Source organism: Streptomyces sp. NPDC029292, assembly GCF_055569295.1.
Genome location: NZ_JBVHXR010000030.1, coordinates 59,936 through 84,517 on the forward strand (window position 1 = coordinate 59,936; position 24,582 = coordinate 84,517).

21 protein-coding genes and 4 pseudogenes are annotated in these 24,582 nt (G+C 68.0%); 8 read left to right on the top strand and 17 right to left on the bottom strand.

Translation table 11 applies throughout. The annotated features are described in order from the left end of the window. Positions 1 to 40: 40 nt before the first annotated feature. Positions 41 to 1,060, bottom strand: a complete 1,020-nt coding sequence (locus ACZ4WS_RS42660) for a beta-ketoacyl-ACP synthase III (RefSeq protein ID WP_467988795.1) — start codon at positions 1,058 to 1,060, stop codon at positions 41 to 43. A 142-nt stretch (positions 1,061 to 1,202) separates the two neighbouring features. Here ACZ4WS_RS42660 and ACZ4WS_RS42665 point away from each other — a divergent pair, with 142 nt between their 5' ends. After that, positions 1,203 to 2,594, top strand: coding sequence for an FAD-binding oxidoreductase (locus ACZ4WS_RS42665; protein WP_467988797.1), 1,392 nt, complete (start codon positions 1,203 to 1,205; stop codon positions 2,592 to 2,594). 61 nt (positions 2,595 to 2,655) lie between these two features. Next, entirely contained in the window at positions 2,656 to 3,915 is a 1,260-nt protein-coding gene (locus ACZ4WS_RS42670; protein ID WP_467988799.1) for an MFS transporter, read from the top strand. A gap of 29 nt (positions 3,916 to 3,944) precedes the next feature. Here ACZ4WS_RS42670 and ACZ4WS_RS42675 read toward each other — a convergent pair whose 3' ends face one another. The 13 genes and pseudogenes from ACZ4WS_RS42675 to ACZ4WS_RS42735 all read right to left on the bottom strand — a co-directional run bounded on the left by ACZ4WS_RS42675 (position 3,945) and on the right by ACZ4WS_RS42735 (position 16,597). After that, positions 3,945 to 5,675 carry a condensation domain-containing protein gene (locus tag ACZ4WS_RS42675; protein ID WP_467988801.1) on the bottom strand — a complete coding sequence of 577 codons (1,731 nt, stop codon included), beginning with the start codon at positions 5,673 to 5,675 and terminating at the stop codon, positions 3,945 to 3,947. Next, on the bottom strand, positions 5,676 to 6,851 hold the full coding sequence (locus ACZ4WS_RS42680; RefSeq protein WP_467988803.1) for a class-II aminoacyl-tRNA synthetase family protein: 1,176 nt from the start codon (positions 6,849 to 6,851) through the stop codon (positions 5,676 to 5,678). Then, positions 6,848 to 8,062, bottom strand: coding sequence for a cytochrome P450 (locus ACZ4WS_RS42685; RefSeq protein ID WP_467988805.1), 1,215 nt, complete (start codon positions 8,060 to 8,062; stop codon positions 6,848 to 6,850). The genes ACZ4WS_RS42680 and ACZ4WS_RS42685 overlap by 4 nt, the downstream gene beginning before the upstream one ends. Positions 8,063 to 8,077: 15 nt before the next feature. Further along, the gene (locus tag ACZ4WS_RS42690) at positions 8,078 to 8,767 is read right to left on the bottom strand and encodes an RraA family protein (RefSeq protein ID WP_467988807.1); all 690 of its coding nucleotides are present in this window, start codon (positions 8,765 to 8,767) and stop codon (positions 8,078 to 8,080) included. Next, positions 8,764 to 9,036: a hypothetical protein gene (locus ACZ4WS_RS42695; protein ID WP_381951388.1), complete on the bottom strand. Its 273-nt coding sequence runs from the start codon at positions 9,034 to 9,036 to the stop codon at positions 8,764 to 8,766. Before ACZ4WS_RS42695 ends, ACZ4WS_RS42690 begins: the two co-directional genes overlap by 4 nt. Before the next feature lie 35 nt (positions 9,037 to 9,071). Next, complete coding sequence (locus ACZ4WS_RS42700) at positions 9,072 to 10,274, bottom strand: aminotransferase class III-fold pyridoxal phosphate-dependent enzyme (protein WP_467988810.1); 1,203 nt, start codon at positions 10,272 to 10,274, stop codon at positions 9,072 to 9,074. Next, positions 10,253 to 11,416: a pyridoxal phosphate-dependent aminotransferase gene (locus tag ACZ4WS_RS42705; RefSeq protein WP_467988812.1), complete on the bottom strand. Its 1,164-nt coding sequence runs from the start codon at positions 11,414 to 11,416 to the stop codon at positions 10,253 to 10,255. The genes ACZ4WS_RS42700 and ACZ4WS_RS42705 overlap by 22 nt, the downstream gene beginning before the upstream one ends. Positions 11,417 to 11,502: 86 nt before the next feature. After that, positions 11,503 to 12,456 (bottom strand): alpha-ketoacid dehydrogenase subunit beta, encoded by a 954-nt coding sequence (locus ACZ4WS_RS42710; RefSeq protein ID WP_467988814.1) that lies wholly within the window; start codon positions 12,454 to 12,456, stop codon positions 11,503 to 11,505. Next, positions 12,453 to 13,457: a thiamine pyrophosphate-dependent dehydrogenase E1 component subunit alpha gene (locus tag ACZ4WS_RS42715; protein ID WP_467988815.1), complete on the bottom strand. Its 1,005-nt coding sequence runs from the start codon at positions 13,455 to 13,457 to the stop codon at positions 12,453 to 12,455. Before ACZ4WS_RS42715 ends, ACZ4WS_RS42710 begins: the two co-directional genes overlap by 4 nt. A 130-nt stretch (positions 13,458 to 13,587) precedes the next feature. Next, a complete protein-coding gene (locus ACZ4WS_RS42720) occupies positions 13,588 to 14,157 on the bottom strand; it encodes an O-methyltransferase (RefSeq protein ID WP_467988817.1) in 570 nt (189 codons plus the stop codon). Between the two features lie 80 nt (positions 14,158 to 14,237). Beyond that, the gene (locus ACZ4WS_RS42725) at positions 14,238 to 15,038 is read right to left on the bottom strand and encodes a hypothetical protein (protein WP_467988819.1); all 801 of its coding nucleotides are present in this window, start codon (positions 15,036 to 15,038) and stop codon (positions 14,238 to 14,240) included. 524 nt (positions 15,039 to 15,562) lie between these two features. Beyond that, positions 15,563 to 15,787: pseudogene (locus ACZ4WS_RS42730) on the bottom strand (transposase); the annotation flags it as partial. Positions 15,788 to 16,372: 585 nt separating this feature from the next. Then, on the bottom strand, positions 16,373 to 16,597 hold the full coding sequence (locus ACZ4WS_RS42735; protein ID WP_467988821.1) for a hypothetical protein: 225 nt from the start codon (positions 16,595 to 16,597) through the stop codon (positions 16,373 to 16,375). Positions 16,598 to 17,332: 735 nt separating this feature from the next. On the opposite strand from ACZ4WS_RS42735, the pseudogene ACZ4WS_RS42740 reads away from it, so the two are divergent. Then, positions 17,333 to 17,542 (top strand): annotated as a pseudogene (locus tag ACZ4WS_RS42740) (IS1380 family transposase); the annotation flags it as partial. Positions 17,543 to 17,592: 50 nt separating this feature from the next. On the opposite strand, the gene ACZ4WS_RS42745 reads toward ACZ4WS_RS42740, so the two are convergent. After that, positions 17,593 to 18,831, bottom strand: coding sequence for a PP2C family protein-serine/threonine phosphatase (locus ACZ4WS_RS42745; protein WP_467988823.1), 1,239 nt, complete (start codon positions 18,829 to 18,831; stop codon positions 17,593 to 17,595). A gap of 215 nt (positions 18,832 to 19,046) precedes the next feature. On the opposite strand from ACZ4WS_RS42745, the gene ACZ4WS_RS42750 reads away from it, so the two are divergent. The 5 genes and pseudogenes from ACZ4WS_RS42750 to ACZ4WS_RS42770 all read left to right on the top strand — a co-directional run bounded on the left by ACZ4WS_RS42750 (position 19,047) and on the right by ACZ4WS_RS42770 (position 22,692). Then, the gene (locus ACZ4WS_RS42750) at positions 19,047 to 19,247 is read left to right on the top strand and encodes a hypothetical protein (protein ID WP_467988825.1); all 201 of its coding nucleotides are present in this window, start codon (positions 19,047 to 19,049) and stop codon (positions 19,245 to 19,247) included. Positions 19,248 to 19,406: 159 nt separating this feature from the next. Continuing rightward, a pseudogene (locus ACZ4WS_RS42755) lies at positions 19,407 to 20,771 on the top strand (IS1380 family transposase); the annotation flags it as partial. Positions 20,772 to 21,006: 235 nt separating this feature from the next. Beyond that, positions 21,007 to 21,624: an IS5 family transposase gene (locus ACZ4WS_RS42760; protein WP_467988827.1), complete on the top strand. Its 618-nt coding sequence runs from the start codon at positions 21,007 to 21,009 to the stop codon at positions 21,622 to 21,624. A gap of 217 nt (positions 21,625 to 21,841) precedes the next feature. Then, the gene (locus ACZ4WS_RS42765) at positions 21,842 to 22,357 is read left to right on the top strand and encodes a DUF6232 family protein (RefSeq protein ID WP_467988829.1); all 516 of its coding nucleotides are present in this window, start codon (positions 21,842 to 21,844) and stop codon (positions 22,355 to 22,357) included. Further along, complete coding sequence (locus tag ACZ4WS_RS42770) at positions 22,354 to 22,692, top strand: hypothetical protein (protein ID WP_467988831.1); 339 nt, start codon at positions 22,354 to 22,356, stop codon at positions 22,690 to 22,692. Before ACZ4WS_RS42765 ends, ACZ4WS_RS42770 begins: the two co-directional genes overlap by 4 nt. Positions 22,693 to 23,015: 323 nt before the next feature. On the opposite strand, the pseudogene ACZ4WS_RS42775 reads toward ACZ4WS_RS42770, so the two are convergent. Both ACZ4WS_RS42775 and ACZ4WS_RS42780 read right to left on the bottom strand, forming a co-directional pair. Next, positions 23,016 to 23,657: pseudogene (locus ACZ4WS_RS42775) on the bottom strand (IS701 family transposase); the annotation flags it as partial. A 169-nt stretch (positions 23,658 to 23,826) separates the two neighbouring features. Continuing rightward, on the bottom strand, positions 23,827 to 24,444 hold the full coding sequence (locus ACZ4WS_RS42780; protein WP_467988833.1) for a VOC family protein: 618 nt from the start codon (positions 24,442 to 24,444) through the stop codon (positions 23,827 to 23,829). Between the last annotated feature and the right edge of the window lie 138 nt (positions 24,445 to 24,582).

Here is a 24,582-nt window from a genome sequence, read left to right on the forward strand (position 1 = left end):
TGGACACCCTCGACCGGGATGTCCGGGTCGGTGGTGCCGGCTACTGCACACCCTCGACCGGGATGTCCGGCCAGGTGAGCACGGTCGATCCCCAGGAAAGGCCCGCGCCGAACGCGGACAGCAGCACGCGGTGGCCGGGCCGGAGGGCACCGGTGTGGGCGATGTCGTTCAACAACAGCGGGACCGAAGCGGCAAGCGTGTTGCCGACCCGGTCGATGTTGACGGCGACGCGGTCCCTCTCCAGCTCCAGTTCGTCCGCCACGGCGTTGACGATGCGGACGTTGGCCTGGTGGCCCACGAACCAGTCGACGTCCGCGACCGACCATCCCTTGCGGTCGAGCACACCCCGCGATGACTCGGACATCCGCTCCACGGCCTGCTGAAAGAGCGGCCGGCCCTCCATGCGCAGATACCAGTCCCCGGCCGGGACCGCGTCGTGGCCGAGTCCCGCCGAGGCCGAGCGCTGGCGCGAACCGCCCGCGGGGATGGCGAGCAGATCGGCGCGTGCACCGTCACTGCCGAGGTCGAACGGCCCGAGCGCTCCTTGCTCGTCCGCGTCGCCTCGGCGCAGCACCACCGCACCCGCGCCGTCTCCGAAGATCGGCGCCGTGCTGCGATCCTTGGGGTTGACCAGCGTGGTGAAGGCTTCCGCCCCGATGAACAGCACGCGGTCGGCCACGCCCGCTTCGATCAGTCCGCAGCTGGTGGCAAGCCCGTAGAGGAAACCGCTGCACGCCGAGGTCAGGTCGAAGGCGGGAACCGTTCCGAGCCCGAGCAGATGCGCGACTTCCGGCGCCACCGCGGGGCACAACCGGTCGAAGGACGTGGTCGCGAGGACGACGGCGTCGACCGTCGCCGTACCGGCGGACTTCAGGGCCTTCGTGCCTGCCTCGACGGCGAGATCACGGGTCGAAAGGCCCTTCGACACCACGCGCCGCTCAGATATTCCGGTCCGCTTCTCTATCCATTCGTGGGTCGTGTCGAGCGTCGCGCACAGATCGTCGTTCGTGACAACCCGGGACGGAAGCCATCCCCCGATCCCCTCGATCACTGCCGCCATGAGAATCCCCCCTTCGTCGATGACGCTTCGGCGAGTCTCACCGCTAGGGCAAGGCAGACTCAATTGGCCTTTGGTGCATGCATCTTCGGCCGTGGACCAAAGGCCAATTGAGGGTCGTGAAATCCGCGGATAGCGTGCTCGCGTGGACGCAACAGCCCTGGAGAAGACAGTCCTGGAAATCGTGCACGCCCTTCCGCCCGGGCGTGTCATCACCGATCCCGCCCTCCTCGCCTCTTATGCGCGGGACGAAGCGGAAAGGGCCCCCTACTCCACACCTGCCGTCGTCGTACGACCGCACGAGACCGCCGAGGTCGCGACAGTGGTCTCCGGCTGTGCCGAGCGGGGTGTCCCCGTCGTGGCCCGCGGAGCGGGTACCGGCCTTTCGGGCGGAGCCAACGCGGTGCCCGGCTGTGTGGTGATCTCCTTCGAGGCGATGAACCGGATCCTGAACATCGACCCGGACGAACGCGTCGCGGTCGTGCAACCCGGCGTCATCAACGAGGAGTTGAGGGAAGCCTGCGCACAGCGGGGATTGTGGTATTCGCCGGATCCGGCCAGCTCTCCGTGGTCGACCATCGGCGGCAACGTCGCCACCAACGCGGGCGGCGTGTGCTGCGTGAAGTACGGGGTGACGCGCGACTACGTGCTGGGGGTGGAAGCCGTGGTGGGCCGCGGCGAGGTGGTCCGGCTCGGCCGCCGCACGGCCAAGAGCTCCGCCGGGTACGAACTTGCCGCTCTGATGGTCGGTTCCGAGGGGACCCTGGGCCTGGTCACCGAGGTCACGCTGCGGCTACGTGGGGCCCGTTCCCCGGAACGCACCGTCCTCGGCTACTTCGACGACCTGGTCGCCGCGGGACACGCGGTTGCCGCCGTGACCGCCTCCGGTGTGGTTCCCAGCGCGCTGGAACTCGTCGACCGCTACTGCCTCCAGGCAGTGGACGAGTGGAAGAACATGGGCCTGACCGACGGTGGCAGCGTGCTGCTCCTCGCCCGGACCGACGCCCCGGGAACGGCCGGCGCCGAGGAGGCCGACACCATCGTGCGCGCCTTTTGTTCGGCGGGCGCGACGTGGAGTGCGCAGTCGTCCGACGACACCGAGGCTGAGGCCCTGTTCGCGGCGCGGAGACTGGTCTACCCCGCACTCGAGCGGCTCGGCGCGGTGCTCAGCGAAGACGTCTGCGTGCCGCGTATGCGCGTGCCCGAAATGCTCGACCGCATCCAGCGCGTCGCGGCCGAGCGAGGTGTGCGCATCGCGAGCCTCGCGCACGCGGGGGACGGCAACCTGCATCCGATGGTGGTGGTGGCGCACGGCGACGAGGACGCCCGCCGACACGGCCACGAAGCCCTGGAGCAGATCGTCGACGAGGCGCTCCGTATGGGCGGCACCGTCACCGGCGAGCACGGCGTCGGACTGCTCAAGATGCGTGGTCTGACCGACGAGTTGAGCCCGGCCGTGCTCGACCTCCACCGGCGGGTCAAACACGCCATGGATCCGGCGGGCATCTTCAATCCCGGCAAGGTCTTCACCCCGTGACCCCGGTCACCGTCCTTCGCTTCGGCGGCCCGCCCCGCCACGTCACTGCTAAGACAGGCCCATGACGTCATCACCGCCACGCCGACTTCGGCCACACAGGGGCACGGCCGACGACGCCCGTGAGCCGAAGGGCTTTTGGACTCACGACCTCGCGTTGTTCTTCACCGCACGCAGCGTGGCCAGGCTCGGCGACATGATGCTTCCGGTCGCCCTCGCGGCCGGGCTCGTCCAGCACGGCTATGCCGCGGGGGGAGTTGGGCTCGCCCTGGCGTCATACACCGCTTGTTTCGCGGGATTCGTCATCTTCGGCGGCGTCGTCGCGGACCTCTTCGGTCCCCGGCGTCTCATGATCGGTGCTGATCTCGTACGGGTCGGTACACAGTCCACGGCAGCCGCGCTCTTCTTCTCCGGGAATGTCACCCTGTGGCACCTCTGCGCGATAGGCGCAGTCAACGGCGTGTGCGCGGCCTTCTTCCAGCCGGGCATCGCAAGTACCGTGCCCAGCATCACCAACGACGTGCAGAAGGCGAACGGCGTCATCCGCACCGGGGAGTCAGTGATGGCCGTCCTCGGGCCTGCGTTCGCCGGCGGGCTGATCGGCGTGGCCTCCGTGGGCTGGGTGTTCGCGGCGCACGCCGCCACCTACCTGGTCAGCGCGCTGTGCCTGTGTCTCCTCCGCTCCCCCACCCGCGCCAAAGCGCGGCCGAAGGGGTTCTTCGCGGGGCTGGCCGGCGGCTGGCAGGAGTTCCGCACTCGAACCTGGATCTGGTCGGTCATCGTCATCTGGATGGTCTTCATGGTCACGGTGTGGGGTCCGACGATCCCGCTGGCGGCCACGGAGCTGATCACCCGGCACGGCGAGCGCGCGTACGGCATCGTCAACTCCGGTCTCGGCGCGGGCATGGCGGTCGGTGGTCTGCTCGCACTGCGCATCCGGCCGGTACGCCCGTTGCGCGCCGGAGCCATCGCGTTGTTCGGGTTCGCCCTGGAGCCACTGACGGTCGGAGCCCGACTACCCCTCGCGGGAATCACGTTGGGATGGGCGGTGGCAGGCGGTGCCATGGCTTTCTGGAGCGTGATGTGGGCAACCAGCATCCAGACCCAGTTGCCCAACGACGTCTTGAACCGCATCTCCGCCTACGAGGTCGCCGGTTCCGTCGCCATGATGCCGGTCGGCCAGATGATCGCCGGCCCCGCCTCCGGAGAGCTCGGAAATCACCACGTCCTCCTGGCGAGCGCCGCGTTGGCGCTCTGCACTTGCACGGCCTTGCTGGCCGTGCCCGCCATCCGCAACCTCGTACGGGTCGACGCCGCCAGCTGAGCGACGCCGTTCACGTTCACGGTGGGGTACTACCGATCACCAGGGGCGAGCTGCGTCTCACCAGAAGCAAGCGACCGGCCGTCCCCCGTCGACGTGACGGGTCCGGAGAGCCAAGCCGCCTCGTCGGTAGAGTTCTTGGGCGCCCCATCGCACAGCACGTAGCGTGTCGGCGCGATGGCTCCGTCGAAGTCGGGCAGCGCCGCCATGCAGGCCTGGTGCAGAGAATGCGAGGTCAGCGAGGTTCCTGAGGTGTCCACGTACGCGACCAGTTCGGCCTCGCCCGTGTCCGTCACGTCCGTCACGAAGACCGCCGACCCGCGCCCGCGCGCCACCACCTCGACGAGTCGCCGGACCGCGTCCACGTCGACCAGCGAGGCGTCGATCTCCCGCCATTGCGGACCGCGCGGCGCTGGCGTGACTCCGGTGATGTCTCCGATCCGGCTCAGTGGGACGTCTTCCTTCGCCGCGGCCACGAGGAGCCTTTCCAATCCGGCCAGAAACTCCCGCAGTTCGGGTTCCGGGAGATAGCGGGTGTCGGACCACAGGACGATCTCAGCCGTGCCGCTGGTGCGCAGGACGCGCAGAAAGAACCGGACCGGCATGAATGTGGCCCGCTGCACGCGAATGGTCGACCCCTCTCCAGGCGCGGCCTGGTCACTCACCTCGACGCCGCCGCCCGGCGCGCTGCGGTCGTTGAACACGCAGTCTCTGGCGAAGCGGATGCCACGCCGGAAACCCACCTTCGCGATCCGGTCCCACAGGTCCAGCGGATGGACCTGACTGTGCTGATACGCCGCGAGACTCCCCGTCCAGGCCTGCCGCACCAGCGCGTCGACCGTCCCGTCGCCCGGCGTGAGCAGGACCAATGCGTCCTGGGCGATGGTGCCGACGTACCGCTCCGTGCGAGGTGTGTTCCGATTCGCGGCGATCGCGGTGAGCGCGCACCGGGGCAGACCGGCCCGGTGCGCGAGGACGGCGGCCGTGGCGGCCAGCATGACGGCGGAACGGCTCGCCCTGGTCCTGGCCGTGATCACGGGGAGCGCCTCTGCGACGGCACGGGACTCCAGCACGCCGCGAAGGTAGCGATCGGCGTCACCGCCCGTAGCCACGGGCACAGCGAGCACGGACTGCGGTACGCGCTCCATGACCTTGTCCCAATGGCGCAGGGCGGCGGCGTTACGCTCCCGCCAGGCCGGCGATTGCTGCTCCAGGGCCAGTTCGAGCGGTTGCGCGGCGCCGGCGCCGTTGCGGTCCCCGCGTCCGGCCAGAACGTTGTGCACATCCTCGGTGACGATCCGAAGCCCTTCGCCGTCCACCGCGATGTGGGAGTAGGCGACGACCAGCCGGACGGGAAGGCCGCCCGATGCCAGGACCGCCGCGCGGAGCGGGAGTTCCCGCGCAAAGTCGAAAGGGCTGCGAGTCTGCGTCTCAAGGACTCCTGCGAGCGTCCCTTCGTCGTCCGGCACGTCGTGGACCGCCAACGTCAACTCGCCCTTTCCCAAGACGCGTTGACGCCGGCCGTCGTCGGGATACACCGTGCGCAGGGATTCGTGCGTCACCAGGAGAGCGGCGAACGCCTCGGCCAGCCTGCCCCGGGATGTACCGGCCGGCAACTCGACGGCGTGGGTGAGAAAGGAGCTGTACCGGTCGTGCGGGTATCGGGCACGCCGATGGAACGTCTTCAGCTGAGCCCAGCTGGTCGGGCCTTCCTTGTCCGGTCCGGCGCCGAAGTTCACCGTGATCGTGTCCGACGGGCGCACCTAGTCGTTCCCCTCCTTGGTTCGGCGCCGGCCGGGAGACGTGACCGCCGCCCGCAGGACGTCGGGCCAGTTGTCCGGATCGCCGCCGAGGTGGCCGTGTATCCACTCCGCCCAGCGGTCCAGGCCGAAACCCACGCAGGCGGAGTGGGCCGGCGTGCCGTCGGGCAGGGTGATGCCGAACTCGAGTCCGAAATGCTGCTTGTGCAGGTTGACGGACGTGACGGCCACTGCCGACGAACCGTCCGCCGGCAGTCCGCGCAGTTCGTGCTTGAGGCTGAACGCGGACTGGTAGCCCAACAGGTGCTCACGCTCGGACGTGAAGAAGGGGTCGCTGGCTGTCGTGAGCGTGCACGGCAGACCCACGTCGCGGGCGAGGTCCGCGACCGCATCCAGCATGGTGTCGCGGAACGACTTTGCACCGGCGGCGTCCCCGACAAAGACCAGCTCCCTCATGTCGAAGGACCACAAGCGAGTTGCGACGGTCTCCGCCCCGACCTCGTACCGTCCGCACATGCCGCGCGCGGTGAGAGTGGTGGGTGCGGGCAACGCGCCATCCGCGAGTCCGGCGAACAGGTTCATGCATACCGCGGGTGCCAGGGCCACAGGAACAGGGGTCAGTTCGGCCGCCGCGGTACCCGGATCCGGCGCCTGGGCGAACCGGTCGAGTGCCCGCAGGTTCTCCCGTACCACCGCACAAGCCGTCAGATGCTGGGGGAAGTTGCGGGTGTATCCGGTGCGGCGGAGCGTCTCCCAGGAAACCAGGTGCGGCACCAGGCGCTCTGTGGCACCCGCGTCTTCCGCCAGTCCGAGGAGGACCGCGTCCAAGGCCCGTACCAGCCGGGCCAGTTCCATTCCCCCGACGCGCAGCCCGGGCCCCACCCACGCCGCGTCCGACCCTGGCGCCCCGGAGCCGGAGCGACCGTCGAACTCGAGCAGCACGTGCGGAGCGCGCGCGGTCTCCAGCGCCGCCCGCGCGTGGGCCTCGTCGAGCAGCACAGCGGTCGCCTCCGTGCTGTGACCGGGCTCCGCGACGTATCGCACCTTCGCCCCGGGTTCCCTGTGCTCCAGCCAGAACCTGCCGTCACCCGGCAGACAGTAGGGCAGAAGATCTTCGAAGGTCGGGCGCTGGGACGGTTCCAACGGCGCCGGCGCCTGCCAGGTCACCATGTCGCTCATATCGTCCTCACCACGTCGCTCACGGCACGGAGCTGGTAGACGCATTCGGAATCGCGGACCGTACGGAAGGTGCGGCCCTGCGCCGGGGCCAGCGGCCCTCCGCTGAGTCTGAGCTCCTCGACGCGGTCCAGCACACCGTGGAGCACAATCTCCAACTCCTGCTGGGCCAGTCCCATGCCCAGACAGACGTGCCGTCCCATGCCGAAGGTGAGCGGCGTCCTGGCCGCCCGCTCCGGGTCCCACACGTGTGGACTCGGGTACACGGCAGGGTCGCGGTTCGCGCTGGCGAGCACCACTTGGAGCGGCGTGCCTTCGGGGATGTCGACGCCGCCGAGCGTCACATCCCGGGAGGCGAAGCGCAGAGTGACGTGGAGGGGAGGTTCGTGACGCAGCGTCTCGGCCACGACTGCGGGGACAAGGGAGCGTTCCTCGCCCAGGCGGTGGAAGACCTCCGGCTCGGCGGCCACCCGGCTGAGCAGATTGGTGATGCCCGCCGCCGTGGTCTCCGTGCCCGCCGCAAGCAACAGGACCGAGGTGTTGACGACGTCGGCCTCACTGAGAGTCTCGTTCCCGGCCAACGCGTTCAACAGGCCGTCGGAACCCGGACCGTCCGGCAGGGCGCTGCGCAGGTAGTCCCGCAACTCCCCGCGCGCAGCGACGACTTGCTCCAGACTTACGGTGCCGTGATCCACGTATTCCACCAGGGGCCGCATCAAGTCGTGCAGCCGCCTGGTATCGCCGTCGGGCAGGCCCATGACGCGGCAGACGACTGCCATGGGCAGCCGCTCGGCAAGTCGAGCGATGAAGTCACCGCGCCGTCGCGTCAGGAGATCGTCCAGCATCCGTCCGGCCAGCGGCGCCACTACGCGGCGGCCGAACTCCGCGGCGGCACGCGGCCGAAAGGGTCCCGCCGCCGCCGACCTCAGCCGTGCGTGATGCTGTCCGTCCTGGTCGAGCATGGTCGGCCCGAAGGCCCGGCGGCTGACCCGGAAGGGGTGGAAGGCGGTGAAGTCGGGCGACGTCATCACCCGACGCACGTATTCGTAACCGAAAACGAAGTAGGCACCATAACGCTGCGACAGATGCACCGGCTCGTGCTCCCGGTACCAGTCGTACGACGGCCAGGGGTCCCGCTGGAAGTCCGTCGCCGCGAAGTCGATGTCATGGACGGGCCTGTTCCCCCGCAAGCTGTCCTTCGCGCTGGTGGGCACGTGCGGCCTCCTTGGCTAGGGGTTGAACTTGAGCGGGCTGGAGCCCGCGATGAACTCGTCGAGGCCCGTCAGATCGGCTAGTGTCCGCTGCTGCTCTCGCATCGTCCGGCGCAGCCGGTCCTCACGCTCGCGCAGTACCGCGCCCGCGGCGAGAACGGCCGACACGTGGCTCTCCGGCAGGAGCAGGAAGCCGTCCTCGTCGCCGAAGATCCAGTCCCCGGGGGCCAATCGGCATCCCGCCACATCCACCGTGTCGGGGACCGCCTCGGCCAGTACGTCGGTGGTCCGCGCCGATACGAAATTCACCTCCGTGGAGAAGACCGGCACGGGGATGTCGGCGAGGGGCTCCAGGTCCCGTACCGCCCCGTTCACCACGATCCCGCCCAGGCGCTGCACTTCGGCGGAGGCGACGTAGATGTCACCCGCCAGCCCTTCGGACGGGCTGATCTCGTTGTGGATGAAGATCACCCAGCCCGGAGGGGCCGCGGCCAGCGCCTGGAGGCAAGGCAGCATGTCGTCCGACGTCGTGACGGGGAAGACCGGTCCGCATACCCGGGGCCGGCCGTTGCGCGGCACCAGAGGCAGCGCGAGCGGGTTGGTGAACTCGGCCGCACTGTCGGCGAGTTGAGCGCACGACACTTCGGCGAAACGACTCCGGAAGGCGGCGATCTGTTCTTCGCTGTATTTCGAGGACACGGTTGTCATCGGGCGGCCCCCTCGGCCTGGACGAGATCCCACAGGCCACGCATGGTGTAGAAGTTCTCGATGTCGTGCTCGGACAGGTCGAGGGAGCAACCCGTCAGTGACTCGATGAAGACGATCATGCGGATCACCGAGAACGAGGTGACCAGACCGAGATCGAAGAGATTGTCATCGTGCCCGAGTCCCTCCAGTACGGCCCGTTGACCCTCCTGGTCCGGTTGCATCGACTGCAGGAATCCCCGTAGCTCATCGTAGAATTTCGCGGTTTCCATGGATCCTCCTGAGTTCTCCCGCGTGGTGGGACAGGTCACGCCCGGCTCCCGGCCAGCGCCCCGCCCACTACGTCAAGGCCTTCGGTGATCTGTTCCAGTGGCGTGGTCAAAGGGGGAGCTATCCGAATCCGCTGACCTCGGGCGCCCCCCGACAGCATCAGCACTCCGTGGTCGAAAGCCGTCTGCACCGCCTCGCGGCTGGCCACCTTCGTCGGCTCGAACGACAGTGCCGGGCCCGTGACGTGCAGGTCGCGCACCAGGCCATCGGCCGACCACTTCTCGGCTCGGCCGCGGAAGAGCTCCGCGATGCGCTCGCCCATGCCGGCCACCGGGTTGCTGTCCAGGTAGCCGAAGACCCGAAGTCCAGCGCGGAATCCGAGAGTCGCCGTCTGGAAGGTGTGCGCGAGGTGAACCCGCCCGGCGACGGAACGCTCCAGTTCGGCCTGGTAGACGACGGCGGAGAGCGGATACGTCCCGTTGGTCAGGGACTTCCCGAACAGGACGATGTCCGGCGCGAGCCCCCACGCCCGTGACGGACTCAGCGAGCCATGTCGGTGGAATCCGCACTGGATCTCGTCGGAGATGGAGAGCACGCCGTTCTTCCGAGCCCTTCCCTCCAACTCTGCGAGCCAGTCGGTATCGAGCGGCACATAGCCGTTCGCGCCCTGGACCGGTTCGTAGATGACCGCCGAGATGTCCTGCCAGGTCTCCGGGAAGGAGCCCACGGGCAGGTGGTCGATCTGCGCGGACAGCAGCGCGGGCAGTCCGGTGTCCTGCAGCGCGATGTCGCGCTGCACAGTCGTCGCGGCCAGCGCGTCCAGGCCTAGTCCGTGAAACGCCCCTTCGATGGCCAGGATGCGCCCCGGCCTGCGCCTGCGGGCCAGCGCGAAGGCAGTGGACACCGCGAAACTGCCGCCCACCTGGTACAGAACTCTCCGCGCGCCGCCGCCGACCGCGGCGCACAGCCGCCGGGAGAGCAGCTCAGCCTCTTCCGGGTAGAAGAGGGCCGCGACGTCCGACCCTCGGGAGAGAGCCTCTTCCACATCCGGGTTGCGGTGCCCGAAGTTGACGGAGGCGTAGGCCGACATGAAATCGGAGCACGTACGCTCCCGGCCGTCGGTGTCGCGGAGTACGAGGGTGGCGTTGTCGGCGTCGACAAGCACGTGCGGCTCACCCAACGCCCCGCTCTCGTCCAGACCGCTGAGACGCCGATTGCCTAAGGGATCGCGTGTGGCCATGCCATTCCTTCCAAGAAGACTCGCATACGTCTCATCGCTTCGGTCAACCGCTCGATCGACTGCGTGCAGGCGATCCGGACATGTCCGGCGCCTTGTCGGCCATAGACGCTGCCCGGCACTACCGACACCCCTGTCTCGTTCAGCAGGCGGCGGGAGAACTCGCGGTCCGACAGTCCCGTTCCCGTGATGTCAGGGAACAGGTAGAGCCCCTCGCCCACCGCTGCCGACCGAATACCGGGCATGGTGACGAGTTCGCCGTGCACGAGGTGTCTGCGCCGGGCCGCTTCAGCCACTCGCTCGGTGACCCACTCCCGACTGTTCAGGGCAGCTGGGATGATCCTTTGGACCACGGCCGGCATGCAGCAGGTGGTGTTCACCATCAGGTCCGCCAGGTCCTTGGCCAGCTCCGGCGCGGTGATGGCAATTCCGGCCCGCCAGCCGCACATGGAGTGACTCTTGGACAGGGACTCCATGAAGATCGTCCGCGGGTGCTCCGCAAGGTCCCCGTACAGGGACGGCCGACCTCCGCCGGGTTTGAACTCCCGGTAGGCCTCGTCGAAGACCACGTACAGTCCGCAGTCGTCGACGACCTCCATGATCCTCTCGATCAGTTCTGCGGGGATCACCGAACCCGTGGGATTGTTCGGCGAGTTGACGATGATCAGTCGGGTGCGCCGGGTCACCAAGGAACCGATCTCGTCGGCATCGGGCAGGAAACCCGCTTCACCACGCAGCGGATAGGGCACGGGAACCGCGCCCGCGAGCCGGACCAGTTCCGCGTACGGCGGAAATCCCGGATCCGGCAGCAGCACCTCGTCCCCGTGCCCTGCAACGGCCAGCAGCGTTAGGTAGAGCACCATGTTGCTGCCCGGCACCAGCACGACCCGCCCCGGGTCGACCCGCGCCTCCATCAACTCCGAGTAGACGGCAGCGACTTGGAGTCGCACGTCAAGCTCTCCGGCCGCCTCGGTGTACCGCCGGCCACCATCGGCGAGGGCGGCCGGGAGCGCATCGAGCACGGCGGGCGGTGGCCGCCAGTCCGGTTCTCCCAGCTCCAGGTGCACGACGTCCTGGCCCGCCGCCTCGAGGCGCGCGGCTTCGGTCCGTACGGCGAACGCCGAGCCCCGTTCCAGGCGGTGCACCGGCGCCGACCGCGACCGGGTGTCCCCGACCACGGCTGCGGTCGCGGAAGTAGTCCGAGCAGCAGTCGAGGCCGCTTCCACAAGACTCACCGGTCGGCCTTCAGCAGCCTCAGCGCGGCGTCCGCCACGTCCTGCGCGAGCGGCCAGGTGTGCTGTTCCAGGGCGGGGGCCGACGGCACCGGCACGTCAGGGCAGCACACGAACTCGACCCTGCCGCCCAGTCGCGCGGCCAAACCCGCGACGTCGTGGAGCGCGGAGAGGATCTGGGCGGGTGCTCCCGACCGGGGCCCGTCGTCGACGAATACCAGGCGTCCGGTGCGACGCACGGACTGTGCGATCGTGTCGACATCCAGTGGAACGAGGGTTCTGGGGTCGATCAGATCGCAGGACACCCCCTGCGAGGTGAGCAGCGCCGCCGCTTCCGCTCCGACCTTCACGGCTCCGCCGATGGCCAGCAGGGTCACGTCCGAACCGGAGCTCAGGGTCGCGGCCTGGCCGAAGGGGATCGGCTCGGCGGCCAGGGCAGCCGCCAGTCGCACACCACGCGCCAGCTCCGGCGCGACGAAGAACAGCGTCGGGCCGGCGTCCCGGACGGCTGTGCGCAGCAGACCGCATGCGTCCTCCGCCGACCCCGGCACCACCACCCGGAACCCCGGAAGCTGCATGAACACCCCGTACGGGCATTGCTCGTTCTGCGGACCGAGCTGCTGACGGCCGCGGGTCGCCGAGGTGACGACCATGGGCACCTGGTATCCGCCGTCGGACATGTAGTGCAGCCTGGCGGCGTGGTTGACCAGCTGGTCCATGACGAGGAAGGCGAAGGACGCGCGGTTGAGGTCGACGATGGGCCGCAGTCCGGTCATCGCGGCCCCGACCGCCATGCCGGTCATGGCCTGCTCGGATATGGGACACGTGCGGATGCGCTCAGGCCCGAACTCCCGCTGCCAGGAGGACGACGTACTGGTTGCGAGGAGGACGATCCGCTCGTCCCGGCGCAGTTCTTCTTCCAGTACGAGGTCGAGCACGGCCAACTCGTTCACGACGCCTCCGGCCAGATGTGGGTGAAGACCTGGCGCCGCTCGGGCCACGGCGCGATCCGGGCACGGTCCACAGCATCCGTGACGACAGCCCGTGACCGCGCCTGGGCACGGTCCAGCTCCTCCTGCGCAACACCGTCGTCCAGAAGCCGGCGGGCCAGCAGGGTCAGCGGGTCGCGCGCCCGCCAGTGACGCAGCTCGTCCTCCGGGCGCTTCTCCGTCGACGGCTTGTCGAACTGGAGGTGGAACTCCGTCAGGTACGTACGGGCCTCGATGAAGGACGGTCCCGCTCCGGCCCGTGCCGCCGACACCGCGTCACATGCTGTGCGATATACGGCCGTCACGTCGTTCCCGTCGACCGAAACGGCGCGCATCCTGTGCCCTTGAGCCACCCTGAGCAATGAGGTGTCCGGATACACCTCCTCGGTACGCGTGCCGCCTTGGTAGCCGTTGTGCTCGCACACCATGACCAGCGGAAGGCGCTGCACCACGGCCATGTTGAGGGTCTCGTGGACCACCCCGCTGCCCAGCGCTCCGTCGCCGAAGAAGACCACGGCCACCCCGCCGGTGCCGCGGACCTGCTCCGTCATTGCCGCGCCGGCCGCAATGGGAATGCCCGCACCTACCAGGCCGCTGGAGACCAAGATGTTGTTGCCTGGGTCGGATATGAGTGCCGCCGCCTTGCCGCCGCACAACCCCGTGCTCCTGCCGAACAGTTCGGCGGTCAAAGCAACCGGTGAGGTGCCCCGGGCCAGCGCGTGCCCGTGTCCGCGGTAATGGCTCACCAACTGATCCCGCGGCTCCAGCGCATCGCACACTCCGACGGCGATGGCCTCCTGACCCACATACGGATGGACCGGCCCAACCACCTCGCGTGCCGTCCGCAGTTCCATCATGCGGTGTTCGTACGCGCGGATGAGGCTCATCGTCTCGTAGCAGGACAGCAGGTCCTGAGAGGAGCTCACGTCCTTGGCTGGGACATCCGCCAGCCCGGTATCACTCATCAGTCGTCTCCTGGAGTGAGGAAAGAAGAATCGCGTACGGCAATGCGAAAGACGCCGCGGAAGAAAACGGGCGGCATTCCCAGGTCATCCATGGAATTCATCGACAGCGATGAGGACCCGTCACCGCGCCTCAGTCGCGACGCTTGGCGGCCACCATGATCCCGCTGCTCACGGGGAGATCCACTGCCACGAGACGCGGATCGGAGAGAATCGTGTCGCGTACGCGGGTCACCGATTCACGATGTTCGGTGGATTGGTAGCGGGACAGGTCCATGTCGTCAACGACCAGCATTCCCGAGGGCTGCAACGCCGATACGGTCAGGTCGAGTCCGGACCACTTTCCGCCTTCGGCGTCGGCGAAGATCAAGTCAAAACGCCCCAGCTCCGGAAGCTCCTTCTCCACGTCGGCAACCCGCACCTCGACCCACTCGGGCCACGCGAGCTCCCGGGCCGCGGCGGCAAGTTCCGGATCTCGCTCCAGCGTAAGAACCGTCACGTCGCTTCGGTGCTCGAGCCCTGAAACCAGCCAGGCCGCGCCCACGCCGGCGCCGGTGCCGAGCTCGAGAACCCGCCCGCCAGGAGGAACAGCACTCGCGAGAGCGGCAAGGAGCCTGCCCACCATTTCCTCGCAAGACAGCTTGAAGCCCCGCGCCTCCGCGGACTTCAGAGTCTCAAGAACAAGCCCAGGAACGTCACTCATCGCAATCCAATTCCCAAATCCCGTACCTACATGCAGGCCACGACCCTTGGCACCCACAAGGCAAACCAACAGAAGCAATATCAAGCAATGCGCCAATAAGCCGCCGTTGCGTCATCGTGAAGCTTGGTCAGATTATTCCGAACGCCGCCGGACGCCCGCTGCTCCACCTCCCGGATCCGCCGCACCAGACCGGTGGGTTCATCCTCCAGAGCGTCGAGCAGCCCCGCCCAGTCCATCAGCCGGTAGCGGTCGACGGCACAGGACACCCCATCCGTCATCAGCGCGAGGCGACGGACGTCCTCCACAGGAAAGCTCCCCTTCACCGCCGCCCAGGCTGCCGCCGGTTCACTTGCCGCCACCCAATAGCCGCCCGTCGTGTTGCGTCGGCGCCTCTTGGCCTCGAGCAACGCCGCATACGCGGCGAGCGTCGGATCCTCCAGCACAGCCCTACGCTCCGGAAGGTCGAGCCCGGACAGCCGGTCGTCGGTGATCCGCAGTACGGTCCCGGCGACGTCCACCAAGATCGTGCAGTCGCACAAGACCAGGTACTCCAGGCTCCCTTGGCGCTCCCGCACGATGGCCAGGGCCGCGGCCGGCGGGTCGGGCAGCGAGAGATCGCACTCACTACCGTGCAACCCCACGACGTCGGCCAGGGCCCGGTACAGCACGTCATCGAGACCGCCCTCAGGCGCCTGAGCGTTCTCCAGTACGCGAGCCGCAAGCTCACCCGCGAACCATGCCGTGCCGTGGTGGCACCCGGACCCGTGCCCAGGAACAGTGCTGACACCGTCGAGCACCACGACCGTCGCACCTTCCGCGGCCACGAAGTCTTCGTTGGGGCCGTCCACCGCACCCGCTTCACTCATCAGTTGGATCGACATCGCAACAGCCCCCTCCTTCCGTACCGCCCGTCACCCGTCCCGCGCGCCCGCGGTGGATGGAAGAGCTGTGCGCGTCGACTCCCCGTACCCACCCGGCCGATCCTTCCGGTGGCCAACCCGCCGGTCAATCGACCTTTGGTACAGGGCGGACACTCACGACGCACGGCGCGATCGATGTGCACTGAAACCCGGCATCCGGGCCATACATCAACTCGCCCTGCCTGTGCGCGAATCCGCCCCGGTCACGCTGTCACAGAGAAGTCCGCAGCCCAGCAGCGGTGCGGGGCCACGGTGACAAGGTGCCCAAATCCACAGAAGTGACCGGACCCGTAACGATCACCTACTCGCCCCGGACTGGGCTTGATCCGCTTCAACCTCGCCGTTTCGGTTGGGATGACGCGACGGCGCTGATCGTCAACTGTGGGGTGGCTGGGGCGATTTCGTTGCCTGGGCAGGGTGGAGGCCCGCGCGGTGGTCGGGTTCTACGGGGTCCTTCGGGTCGAGGGCGGTCAGGGGACGGTTGGTCAGTCGGCGGGGCGGGGCAGTGCGGCGAGGCGGTGGAAGGCCGTGGCGAGCTGGTTTCTCCAGGGCCAGGTCGCGGAGATTCGAAGGTGGAGGCGGCGTCCGCCGCGGGTGAGTCGGGCGGCGACGTGCAGGATGCGGTAGCGGAGTTTCTTGGGTTCAGCGGCGGCGAGTTCGCCGTCCAGGAGCAGGACGCGGGTCCAGGCGAGCAGGCGAGCTCGCCCGCCGCCTGGTGCTGCGTTCTCCCTCCTCCGACCTGCCGATCGCCTGGGTCACCGCCGATTCCGCCTACGGACAGGAGTGGGGATTCCGCCGCTTCCTGGAAGAGTCCGGCGTCGGATCACGCCCTGAGCTGGTCGAGGTGGCGCCGATGCCACCAAGCTGTCGCCCGCCAATGCCATTACCGCTGTCGGGCCCATCCCTACGGATCCACTGATCCTGCACCTGCCGAAACGTCAGGCAACTACACTCAAGAACAGGCCCCTGACCAGGGACGATAGCGAAGTGCTGCTGGAGTACTAGCTAGCAGCGACGCACGGAGTACCCGGCTGGCCGTCCTACGCCGTTCCGGTGGCCGTTGACCTGTTCCTTGTCCGGGCTGTCCGGTCACGCCGTGATGTCCTGTTCGCCGTGGCTGTCGCTGTGTCCGCCAACGTGGCCGGGGTCCTCACCTCTGAGTCGTCTGCACGCTGTGTTCCCGCTGACCCTGTACTGGATGCACAGGCCAGCGCACGCCCTGGTGACCGCTGAACGCGCGGCAGAGCCTGAGGGGTGAGTCGTACCAGCGGCCACTCGCCCGGACGGCGGGCAGGTCAGCGGTTGTTCCCGTTCGAGTGGCAGTCCCAATAGCCCTTGTGCCAGTGGTGGTGACTGTCGTACCAGCCGCTGTGCCACGAGCAGCCCGTGGGAACCGAGACGGTCGTCGTGGCGGGGGCGGCTGCTGCGGCCGTGCCCGCCACTCCGATTGCGGTGCCGCCGGCCAGCAGGAAGCCGGCCGCGACGCAGGCGAAGGCGCGCTTGGCGCGATGTGCTCGCATGGCTCTGCTCTTTCTTCCACGTTCTCGCGCTGTCCCAGCACGAAAGGGATGGCCGCGGCCTCACGCCAAAGCGTGGGGTCCGGCGATGGCTGGATGGTGCCGCTCGAAGACCGATGCGGCGCTGTCGTCGAGGTCGCCGCGTGAAAGCGAGGGACGCACGTCTCCCGGCTGCAGGCCCACCGTTGCGGGAGCGCGTCGCGGGACGCGTCCTGAATCGCGACCTCACCTCTTTCGACAGTAGCGGCCTATCCGCTGACAGGCACCTCGAGCCCACAGCGCGAGAGCCTCTCCGGCAGGTTCAACTGCCGGAGGGGCTCTACCTGTCGTTGGGCCGATGGCCGTGGGACCCTGCGCCCCTGGTAGCCCGTCCTGCGTCCGCTGAGAGTCGTTGGCCGGACGCCGACCTTTGGCAGGACTTCGAGGACAGCGCGCCGGACAGCGAGGCGGACGCCCTGATTACCCCGCCGACCGCCGAGGACATGCGCGCAACGCTGGCCGTTCTCGCTGCCCGGCATGGCCGACCCGTGACCGGTCGCATGGTGGCTGACCATTTCGGAGTCAGCGAACGGACCGGACGCCGGTATCTGACAGTGACCGCATGACGAAGCCCCCTAGCCTCGCGCTTTCACGAGTGGGCCGTCCAAGCTGTGATCAAAAAGGCGAGGAGCGCCTCTGACCTGGGACGATGGACTTGTCTAGGGTCCTGGTCGTCCTCAAGGAAGCTGCACTCCTCAGGTGAAGAAGCGTATCGGGTCGTACCCGTCTGTTCGCGTGCGGGGCGGTGGCCGGGGGGCGGTCTCCCAGGCCGGTGCGGTTCTACTGGTCGAGACGGTCCGCAAGTCCGGGCTGGACACCGCGATATCGGCGGCGCTGGCGCCGTGGCGCAAGGACCGTGCGGTGAACGATCCCGGCAAGGTCCTGCTGGATATCGCACTGTCGGTCGCGTAACTAAACGTATCCGTCGCGTGCCGTGAGCTGTCGAGAGGCCGCGCAGGTTATAGGCGGATGACGACGAGGGCGATGTCGTCGGCGGCGCCCCCTGCGGTGCCGAGGCGGGCCAGCAGCGCGTCGGCCAGCTGGTCTGGGGCGAGGGTGCTGTCCTGGGCCAGGGCTGTGGTCAAGCGTGCCAGGCTGGCGTCGATGTCCTCGTCGCGGCGTTCGATGAGGCCGTCGGTGTACATCACGAGGGTGTCCCCACGGGTGTAGGACAGGCCGGCCTGGGGCCGGGGGACATGGTGGAGGCGGGCGCCGAGCGGCGGATCGGTCGCTTGGTCCAGCAGTTCACAGGTCCCGTCGGAGTGGAGCAGGACGGGCGGTGGGTGTCCGGCGTTGCTGTAGATGATCAGTCTGCTGCGGGTGTCGATGAGGACCTTGACCGCGGTTGCGGCCGTCGCGCCGTCCAGGGAGCGGGCGTACAGGCCGAGGACTTCCAGGGCCTGGGCGGGACTGGGAGTGGCACGGATGACTGCGCTCAGGGCGCTGCGGAGCATGCCCATGACGGCGGCGGCGTGCAGGCCGTGGCCGACAACGTCTCCGACCGCCGCGGCGTAGCGGTCGGGTGGCAGGTCGACGACGTCGTACCAGTCGCCGCACACGTTTAGTGATGTGGCCGCCGGCAGGTAGCGCACGGCGATGTTGTCGGTGTGGTGGTCCAGGTCGGGGGCTGAGAGCATGGCTTCCTGCAGGGTGACGGCGACCTGCCGTTCACGGGCGTGGGCCTGGTGCAGTTCCTGGTTCAGCCGGTGCAGTTCGCCGGCCCGCGCGTACAGCTCGGCTGCCATGCCTTTCTCCCGCTCGGTGAACTCCTCGGTGAGCTGGCGTGCCCGGCGTGAGTGGACGAAGGCGGTGACGTCCTCGGCCCGTTGGACGATCCACTTCACCTTGCCGTCTGGCCCGAGAATTGGGGTGTGGATCTCGGACCACCATCGCTCCTCGAACCCGCCTGGCTCGTGGAGGGCGGGGATGTCGTACCGCTGCAGCACCAAGGTTTCCGGTTTCCCGGTGTCCAGGACCCGGCGCAATGACGCCCTCAGGTGTTGTTGTGTGTCGTCGGGGGTGCCGGAACGTTCCGGCAGGGCGTCGAAGAAGTACTTCCCGATCAGCTGGTCTCTGGTCCGGCCGGTGGCCTGCAGATATGCCGTGTTGACATACCAAATCACCAGGTCCGTGTCCAACATGAGGTACGGGCTTGGTGTTGCGTCGAAGAACGCCGTGAAATCACTGTCCGCTGTCATCACACGCTCTCCGTGGCCTGTGAGCGCGACTGCCTGCACTTCTAATCTACGCGCGATCCAGCGGCCGGGCTCAGGAGAGGATCAAGACGCGGGCAGGCCGAGGGCTGGCCCGCGGGGGAGTCTCTGCCCGCCCGGCTGATGTGGGGACCGCACACGCCGACCGACCAAGCGGCCGTCCTCCATGAGGGGTTCTGTCGGTGGAGACCGGCGTGCGCATGCTCCAGGACGCTGGCTACCCCATCGAGGACGCGCAACAGGAGATCGAACGCATCGAGGCGCGGGCGTTCGAGGCCGCCGCCCGGCTCGCCGACGCCACGGGCGACAACGCGGCCGTTCGGGCCTACCTCGGACTTCCCGAGGCCGACACCGACATCCCCGACGTGCCTCTCGTTGAGCGGAGCGACCAGGCAGCCTGAGGTGGCTGTCCGGGCTCAGTGCTGAGCCTCTTCCTAGCCTCGGGCAATACACGTGGCGGGGCGTCCGGTACGTGATCGGAAACGCAAAGAGTGCTCCTGACCTGCAACGATAGGACTTGTCTAGGGTCCAGGTCGTCGCATGAAAGAAGCACTCTTCAAGTGAAGAAGCGTATCGGGTTCTATCCGCGTGTCCGAGTCGAGGGTGGCGGGAGCGGGGTGGTCTCGCAGGCCGGTGGGGTGCTGCTGGTCGAGACTGCCCGCAAGGCCGGTCTGGATGCTGCGATGTCGGTGGCGTTGGCTCGGTGGCGGCGTCCTCGGGCGGTGCATGATCCGGGCAAGGTGCTGCTGGATGTGGCCCTGGCGGTCGCGCTCGGTGGGGACTGTCTGGCTGATGTCGGGATGCTGCGGGCCGAGCCGGCCGTGTTCGGGCCGGTGGCCTCGGACCCGACCGTCTCCCGACTCATCGACACCCTCGCCGCGGCCGGACCGAACGCTCTCACCGCGATCCAAGCCGCCCGGGCCGAGGTCCGCGAACACGTCTGGAAGCTGGCCGGGGCTTCGTCGCCGGACGCCGCAGGTCAGGTGATCGTGGACCTGGACGGAGTGCTGGTCCTGGCCCACTCCGACAAGCAGGACGCCGCGGCAACCTGGAAGAAGACTTACGGACATCACCCCCTGATGGGCTTCGTCGACCACGGACGCGGCGGCGCTGGAGAGCCGGTGGCAGCCCTGCTGCGGCCCGGGAACGCCGGCTCCAACACCGCCGCCGACCACATCACCGCCACCCAAATCGCCCTGGTCCAGCTCCCGAAGCGACACCGGCGAGGCCGTTCCACTTTGATCCGCACCGACTCCGGCGGTGGCACCCACGAGTTCGTGGCCTGGCTCGCGGAGCGCGGGAGGTGGCTGTCGTACTCGGTCGGCATGACCATCACCGACGCCATCCATCAGGCCGTCCTGAAGTTCCCCGCCTCCGCCTGGACGCCCGCCGTCGAACCGGGCGGTGAGATCCGGCACGGCGCCTGGGTAGCAGAGCTGGACGGCGACTGCCTCAAGGACTGGCCGAAGGGGATGCGACTGATCGTCCGCAAGGAACGCCCGCACCCCGGCGCACAGTTGCGTTTCACCGACGCCGACGGACTGCGGCTCACTGCGTTCGCCACCAACACCACCAACACCCCGATCCCCGCACTCGAACTGCGGCACCGCCAGCGAGCACGGGCAGAGGACCGCATCCGCAACGCGCGCGCCACCGGCCTGCGGAACCTGCCCCTGCACGAGACAGCTCAGAACCGGATCTGGCTGGAGATCGTCCAGCTCGCGCTCGACCTGCTGGCCTGGCTGCCCATGCTCGCCCTGACCGGCAAACCGAGGCTATGGGAGCCCCGCCGTCTGCGGCTGCGACTGTTCTCCGCCGCGGCCCAACTGGTCACCACCGCACGCCGCCGACACCTGAGATTCACCCGCCACTGGCCCTGGACCGACGTCATCACCGACGCGATCCAGCGGCTCGACGCACGCCCTCCCGAACCCTGGCTGACGAACAGCGACCACCCGTCCCAACGAGTAACGCCACCACCCACCACCGGAGCCGTGGAACCCGGCGCCCACCCGACGCGACAGCCGGGCCATCGGCCTACCCGCCACCGACCCGACAAACATAAACGGGCCACCGGAGAATCCGACGACCCGTCACGAAAGATCGAGGCTAGCTAGGGTGCGTTTCAGGAGTGGATCTCGATGTGTAAAGATCCACTTCATGGGGAGGCGCGATCTGACGAATGCGCAGTGGGCGAAACTGGAGCCGCTGCTCCCGGCCGGGAAGAAGCCTGACCGGCCGCCGGTGCATACCAAGCGGCAGTTGCTAGACGGCATACGCTGGCGCACCCGCGCTGGTGCTCCCTGGCGGGATGCGCCCGAGCGGTACGGCCTGTGGGAGACGGTCTACGGCCTGTTCCGGCGTTGGCAGCGGGACGGCACCTGGCACCGCATCTTGGAGCAACTGCAAGCCCAGGCCGACGCCGAGGGACTGACCACCTGGGACGTCTCGGTGGACTCGACCATCGCCCGCGCGCACCAGGATGCGGCGGGTGCCCGCAAAAAGGGGATCTGCAGGTCGAACCGCGCCTACTTGAGCAAGCGCGGTATCCGCTGCACGATCCCGGAGAAGCGCGACCAGATCGCCAACCGCAAGAAGCGCGGTTCGCACGGTGGCCGGCCGCCGAAGTTCGACAAGGCCGACTACAAAGAGCGCCACGCGGTGGAGTGCGGAATCAATCGCCTCAAGCGCCACCGCGCGGTCGCCACGAGATACGACAAGCTCGCCGTCCGCTACGAGGCGACCGTACTGGTCGCCGCCATCAATGAGTGGCTGTGACCAGCACTTTCGAAACGCACCCTAGTACTCCAGTGGGATTTCTGTAAACTCCCCACCGCCAGCACCTTGAACAGGGAAAATACGGATGTCCCACCGGAGTAATAATCCGTTTGGGTGAAAAATCACCAAAACTCACAAAGTCGACTCCGCTCACCTTACTGTCCATGCTGTCGCCGGCTGTAGCCGCCGATGCCAAACAGACAGTCGGGGGGACAATGTGACGCCCAGTCACTCAATCGTTCAGGTCCGGGTGAATGAAGGCGTGCTGTGGGTGGCGGGCGAAGCCTATCCGCTGCGCAACATCTCCCACGTTGGACAGCGCATGCTGGAGATCGACAAAGGAGCAGCCTGGAAGAAGTTCATCCTGCGCACTCTCCTCTGCCTGGTATTCGGTGGAATACTGGCAGCTTCCGCAGGAACCATCGGGGGGCTCCTCTTGGTCGCCGTGGAGGCGCTGCTGATCTGGCGGCTCGTCACGGCCATCAACAAACCACCCTTGTACGGCCTGGTCCTCAACACCTCGGGCACTCAGCACGATGCCGTGTGGTCCACGGACAGCAAAGAAATCCAGTACCTCGTCAACGAGATCACGAAGGCGATCGGCCACCCGGATATCGCGCAGGTGACCTACAACGTGCAGAACGCCGTGCAGGGGGACCTCATCCAGCAGTACGGGGCCGGGAGCATCGGCAAGGCTCAGCACGGCGGCTCCGGCAACATCGCGGCCTCATGAGCGGCGACCGCATCCAGCAGTACGGGGCTGGGAGCATCGGCAAAGCTCAGCACAGCGGCTCCGGAGACATCGTGGCCGGAGGTAAGCATGCCGGCGGCTCGGAGTCAGGGAAACTGGCGATCGACAACCTCCTCAGGGAAATCCAGGCGCTGAGGCAGCACCTGGATGAGAGCGATCGGGCGGAGGTGGATGCAGCTGTGGAAGAGATCAACTCGAATCCACCCAAGGAACGATTCAAAAAGCTGCTCCAGAAGATGGCCGGAATCGCAACAGTCATCGGGGAAGCGGGAACGCCGGTAATTATTGCCGTCAAGACGCTGCTGGGTTCGCTGTAAAACGAAGCTCACAGGACTCAAGGTCTCGGCGAATTCGTATGCCGGGACGCGAGGGGGCATGACCCGGCAAGCGCACCGGTCGCTCCCGCGGGCGGGGGCGAGGCTCAATACCTTTTACACTCCAGCCGGACTTCTGTATTTCTCCTGGTCAACGGCTTGGCGGTGGGGAGTGTAGCGGGGGTTTGGTATGGGTGGGACGGTCTTGGGCCGGCCGTCCCACCAACGAGTGCCCGCGCCGCATGTAATGACAGCGTCGGGCACGTGCCTGGTGGCGACGCCTCCATCGTGACCAGTTCACCGCGTGGTCGCGACGTGCAGGATGGCGGCGGGGTGAGCTGCCAGCAGACGACGGATTTCGGCTGGTGTGAAGTCCACGAGGTCGGGTGTGTCGGCCTCGACACCCCTTTTTCGCGCTCCTGCACAGCCATCACCGCGAGGAACGCGTGGGCGAGCATGGCGAGCGTGATGTGCCGGTAGCAGCCCACGTAGCGGCGGACCTCGTACTGGTCCAGGCCGCACTCGTTCTTTGCGCTCTGGAAGCACTCCTCGATCTTCCATCGGCATCCGGCGACTCGGACCAAGTCGGCGACGGTGGCGTCCAGTGGAGCGCAGGCGAGGTAGTAGGCGGTCTCGGCCGGGTTGCTGATGCTGCGGCGGGCCAGTATCCACCGCTGCCGGGTCGGCTCGGCGCCGTCGGACTCGGCCACGGCGGGCAGACGGGCGGCGGCCCAGTCGTAGAACCGTTCGCCCTTGGCTCCCGGCCCCGCCGACAGACGCTGCCATACCTCGGGCGGGGCCTGGGCGATGAGATGGTCGACGTGCGAGCCGTTCACCTGCTGCGACTTGGGGACGGAAACGATGTAGGAGGGCTCGGCGTCTTCCAGGAAGCGCCGGAAGTGCGAGTCCTCTCCGCAGGCGGAATCCGCGGTGACCCAGGCGATGGGGAGCGTGACGGCCAAGGATCGCCGTGGCCTCCGGCGGCCCCGCCGGCGGGCGCTTCCCTTCAGCGCACGCGCGTATCAGAGAAGATGCCATTGAAGGTGTGGTGTATGACGGCCAGTCGGACGGCGGCCGCGATCGACCGGATTGACCTCGCAGTGTCCTGTTACGGCCGTGGACCGCGCATCCGACCGCTCACGAGGGCGGTTCCGTCCCGGCCTGCTCGCTCACCAGGTACCGCGCGTACCAGTCCGGCCAGTCCGGGTCCTCCGCACCGATGCGCGCCTCGTGCTCACCGTGCGCCGCCGCGGCCCGCCGCAGGGCGCCCGCCAGGTCCTCGGCCGAGGCGAACGACGTGGTCGCGGGATCCAGCCGTCCTGGAAGCCGTGTGGTGACCTCCTGCAGGAGCCAGCCGTTGCCGTCCGGGTCACTGAACGACAGGAAGGAGCCATAACTGCCGCGTTGTGGATCAGGACCGGGCACCCGGGCGTCAGCGCCGGCGTGGTGGAAGACGCCGCCGGCGTCGTGAAACACATCGCTCGGGTCGGCGCCGCGTCGTATCAGCTCGTCATGGGCGGACTCGATGTCGTCGACGACCAGGTGCAAGCCTCGAGCCGAGCCCGGGGCCTGATCGGTGACCGATCTGCCGAAGATGACCGACGCCGGGGAACCCGGAGGGGTCACCTGCACCACCCGGAAGTCCCCGTCAGGGGCGATGTCCGCATCGAGCCTCCAGCCCAGCGCCGTGTAGAAGTCCTTGGCCCGGTCGACGTCGGACACCGGCACCACGACGACCTCGAGTTTCATGTCCATGGCTTGCGCCTCCCGTCTCGAAGGGGATACCGGCGACGACCGGATCCGCGGTGGCGCCGAGCTTGGAGGACGCATCCCACGGCACTCGAAACGCGTTGCGAGCGCCTCGTCTCACGCCCGGCCCGGCAGCGCCCTGAC

Coding starts and splice junctions, on each gene's coding strand:
- ACZ4WS_RS42745 (WP_467988823.1), bottom strand. CDS start 18,831: ATGACAGCGGACAGTGATTTCACGGCGTTCTTCGACGCAACACCAAGC.
- ACZ4WS_RS42725 (WP_467988819.1), bottom strand. CDS start 15,038: ATGTCGATCCAACTGATGAGTGAAGCGGGTGCGGTGGACGGCCCCAAC.
- ACZ4WS_RS42750 (WP_467988825.1), top strand. CDS start 19,047: ATGCTCCAGGACGCTGGCTACCCCATCGAGGACGCGCAACAGGAGATC.
- ACZ4WS_RS42660 (WP_467988795.1), bottom strand. CDS start 1,060: ATGGCGGCAGTGATCGAGGGGATCGGGGGATGGCTTCCGTCCCGGGTT.
- ACZ4WS_RS42720 (WP_467988817.1), bottom strand. CDS start 14,157: ATGAGTGACGTTCCTGGGCTTGTTCTTGAGACTCTGAAGTCCGCGGAG.
- ACZ4WS_RS42700 (WP_467988810.1), bottom strand. CDS start 10,274: ATGGCCACACGCGATCCCTTAGGCAATCGGCGTCTCAGCGGTCTGGAC.
- ACZ4WS_RS42690 (WP_467988807.1), bottom strand. CDS start 8,767: ATGACAACCGTGTCCTCGAAATACAGCGAAGAACAGATCGCCGCCTTC.
- ACZ4WS_RS42715 (WP_467988815.1), bottom strand. CDS start 13,457: ATGAGTGATACCGGGCTGGCGGATGTCCCAGCCAAGGACGTGAGCTCC.
- ACZ4WS_RS42670 (WP_467988799.1), top strand. CDS start 2,656: ATGACGTCATCACCGCCACGCCGACTTCGGCCACACAGGGGCACGGCC.
- ACZ4WS_RS42735 (WP_467988821.1), bottom strand. CDS start 16,597: ATGCGAGCACATCGCGCCAAGCGCGCCTTCGCCTGCGTCGCGGCCGGC.
- ACZ4WS_RS42695 (WP_381951388.1), bottom strand. CDS start 9,036: ATGGAAACCGCGAAATTCTACGATGAGCTACGGGGATTCCTGCAGTCG.
- ACZ4WS_RS42770 (WP_467988831.1), top strand. CDS start 22,354: ATGAGCGGCGACCGCATCCAGCAGTACGGGGCTGGGAGCATCGGCAAA.
- ACZ4WS_RS42760 (WP_467988827.1), top strand. CDS start 21,007: ATGGGGAGGCGCGATCTGACGAATGCGCAGTGGGCGAAACTGGAGCCG.
- ACZ4WS_RS42780 (WP_467988833.1), bottom strand. CDS start 24,444: ATGGACATGAAACTCGAGGTCGTCGTGGTGCCGGTGTCCGACGTCGAC.
- ACZ4WS_RS42680 (WP_467988803.1), bottom strand. CDS start 6,851: ATGAGCGACATGGTGACCTGGCAGGCGCCGGCGCCGTTGGAACCGTCC.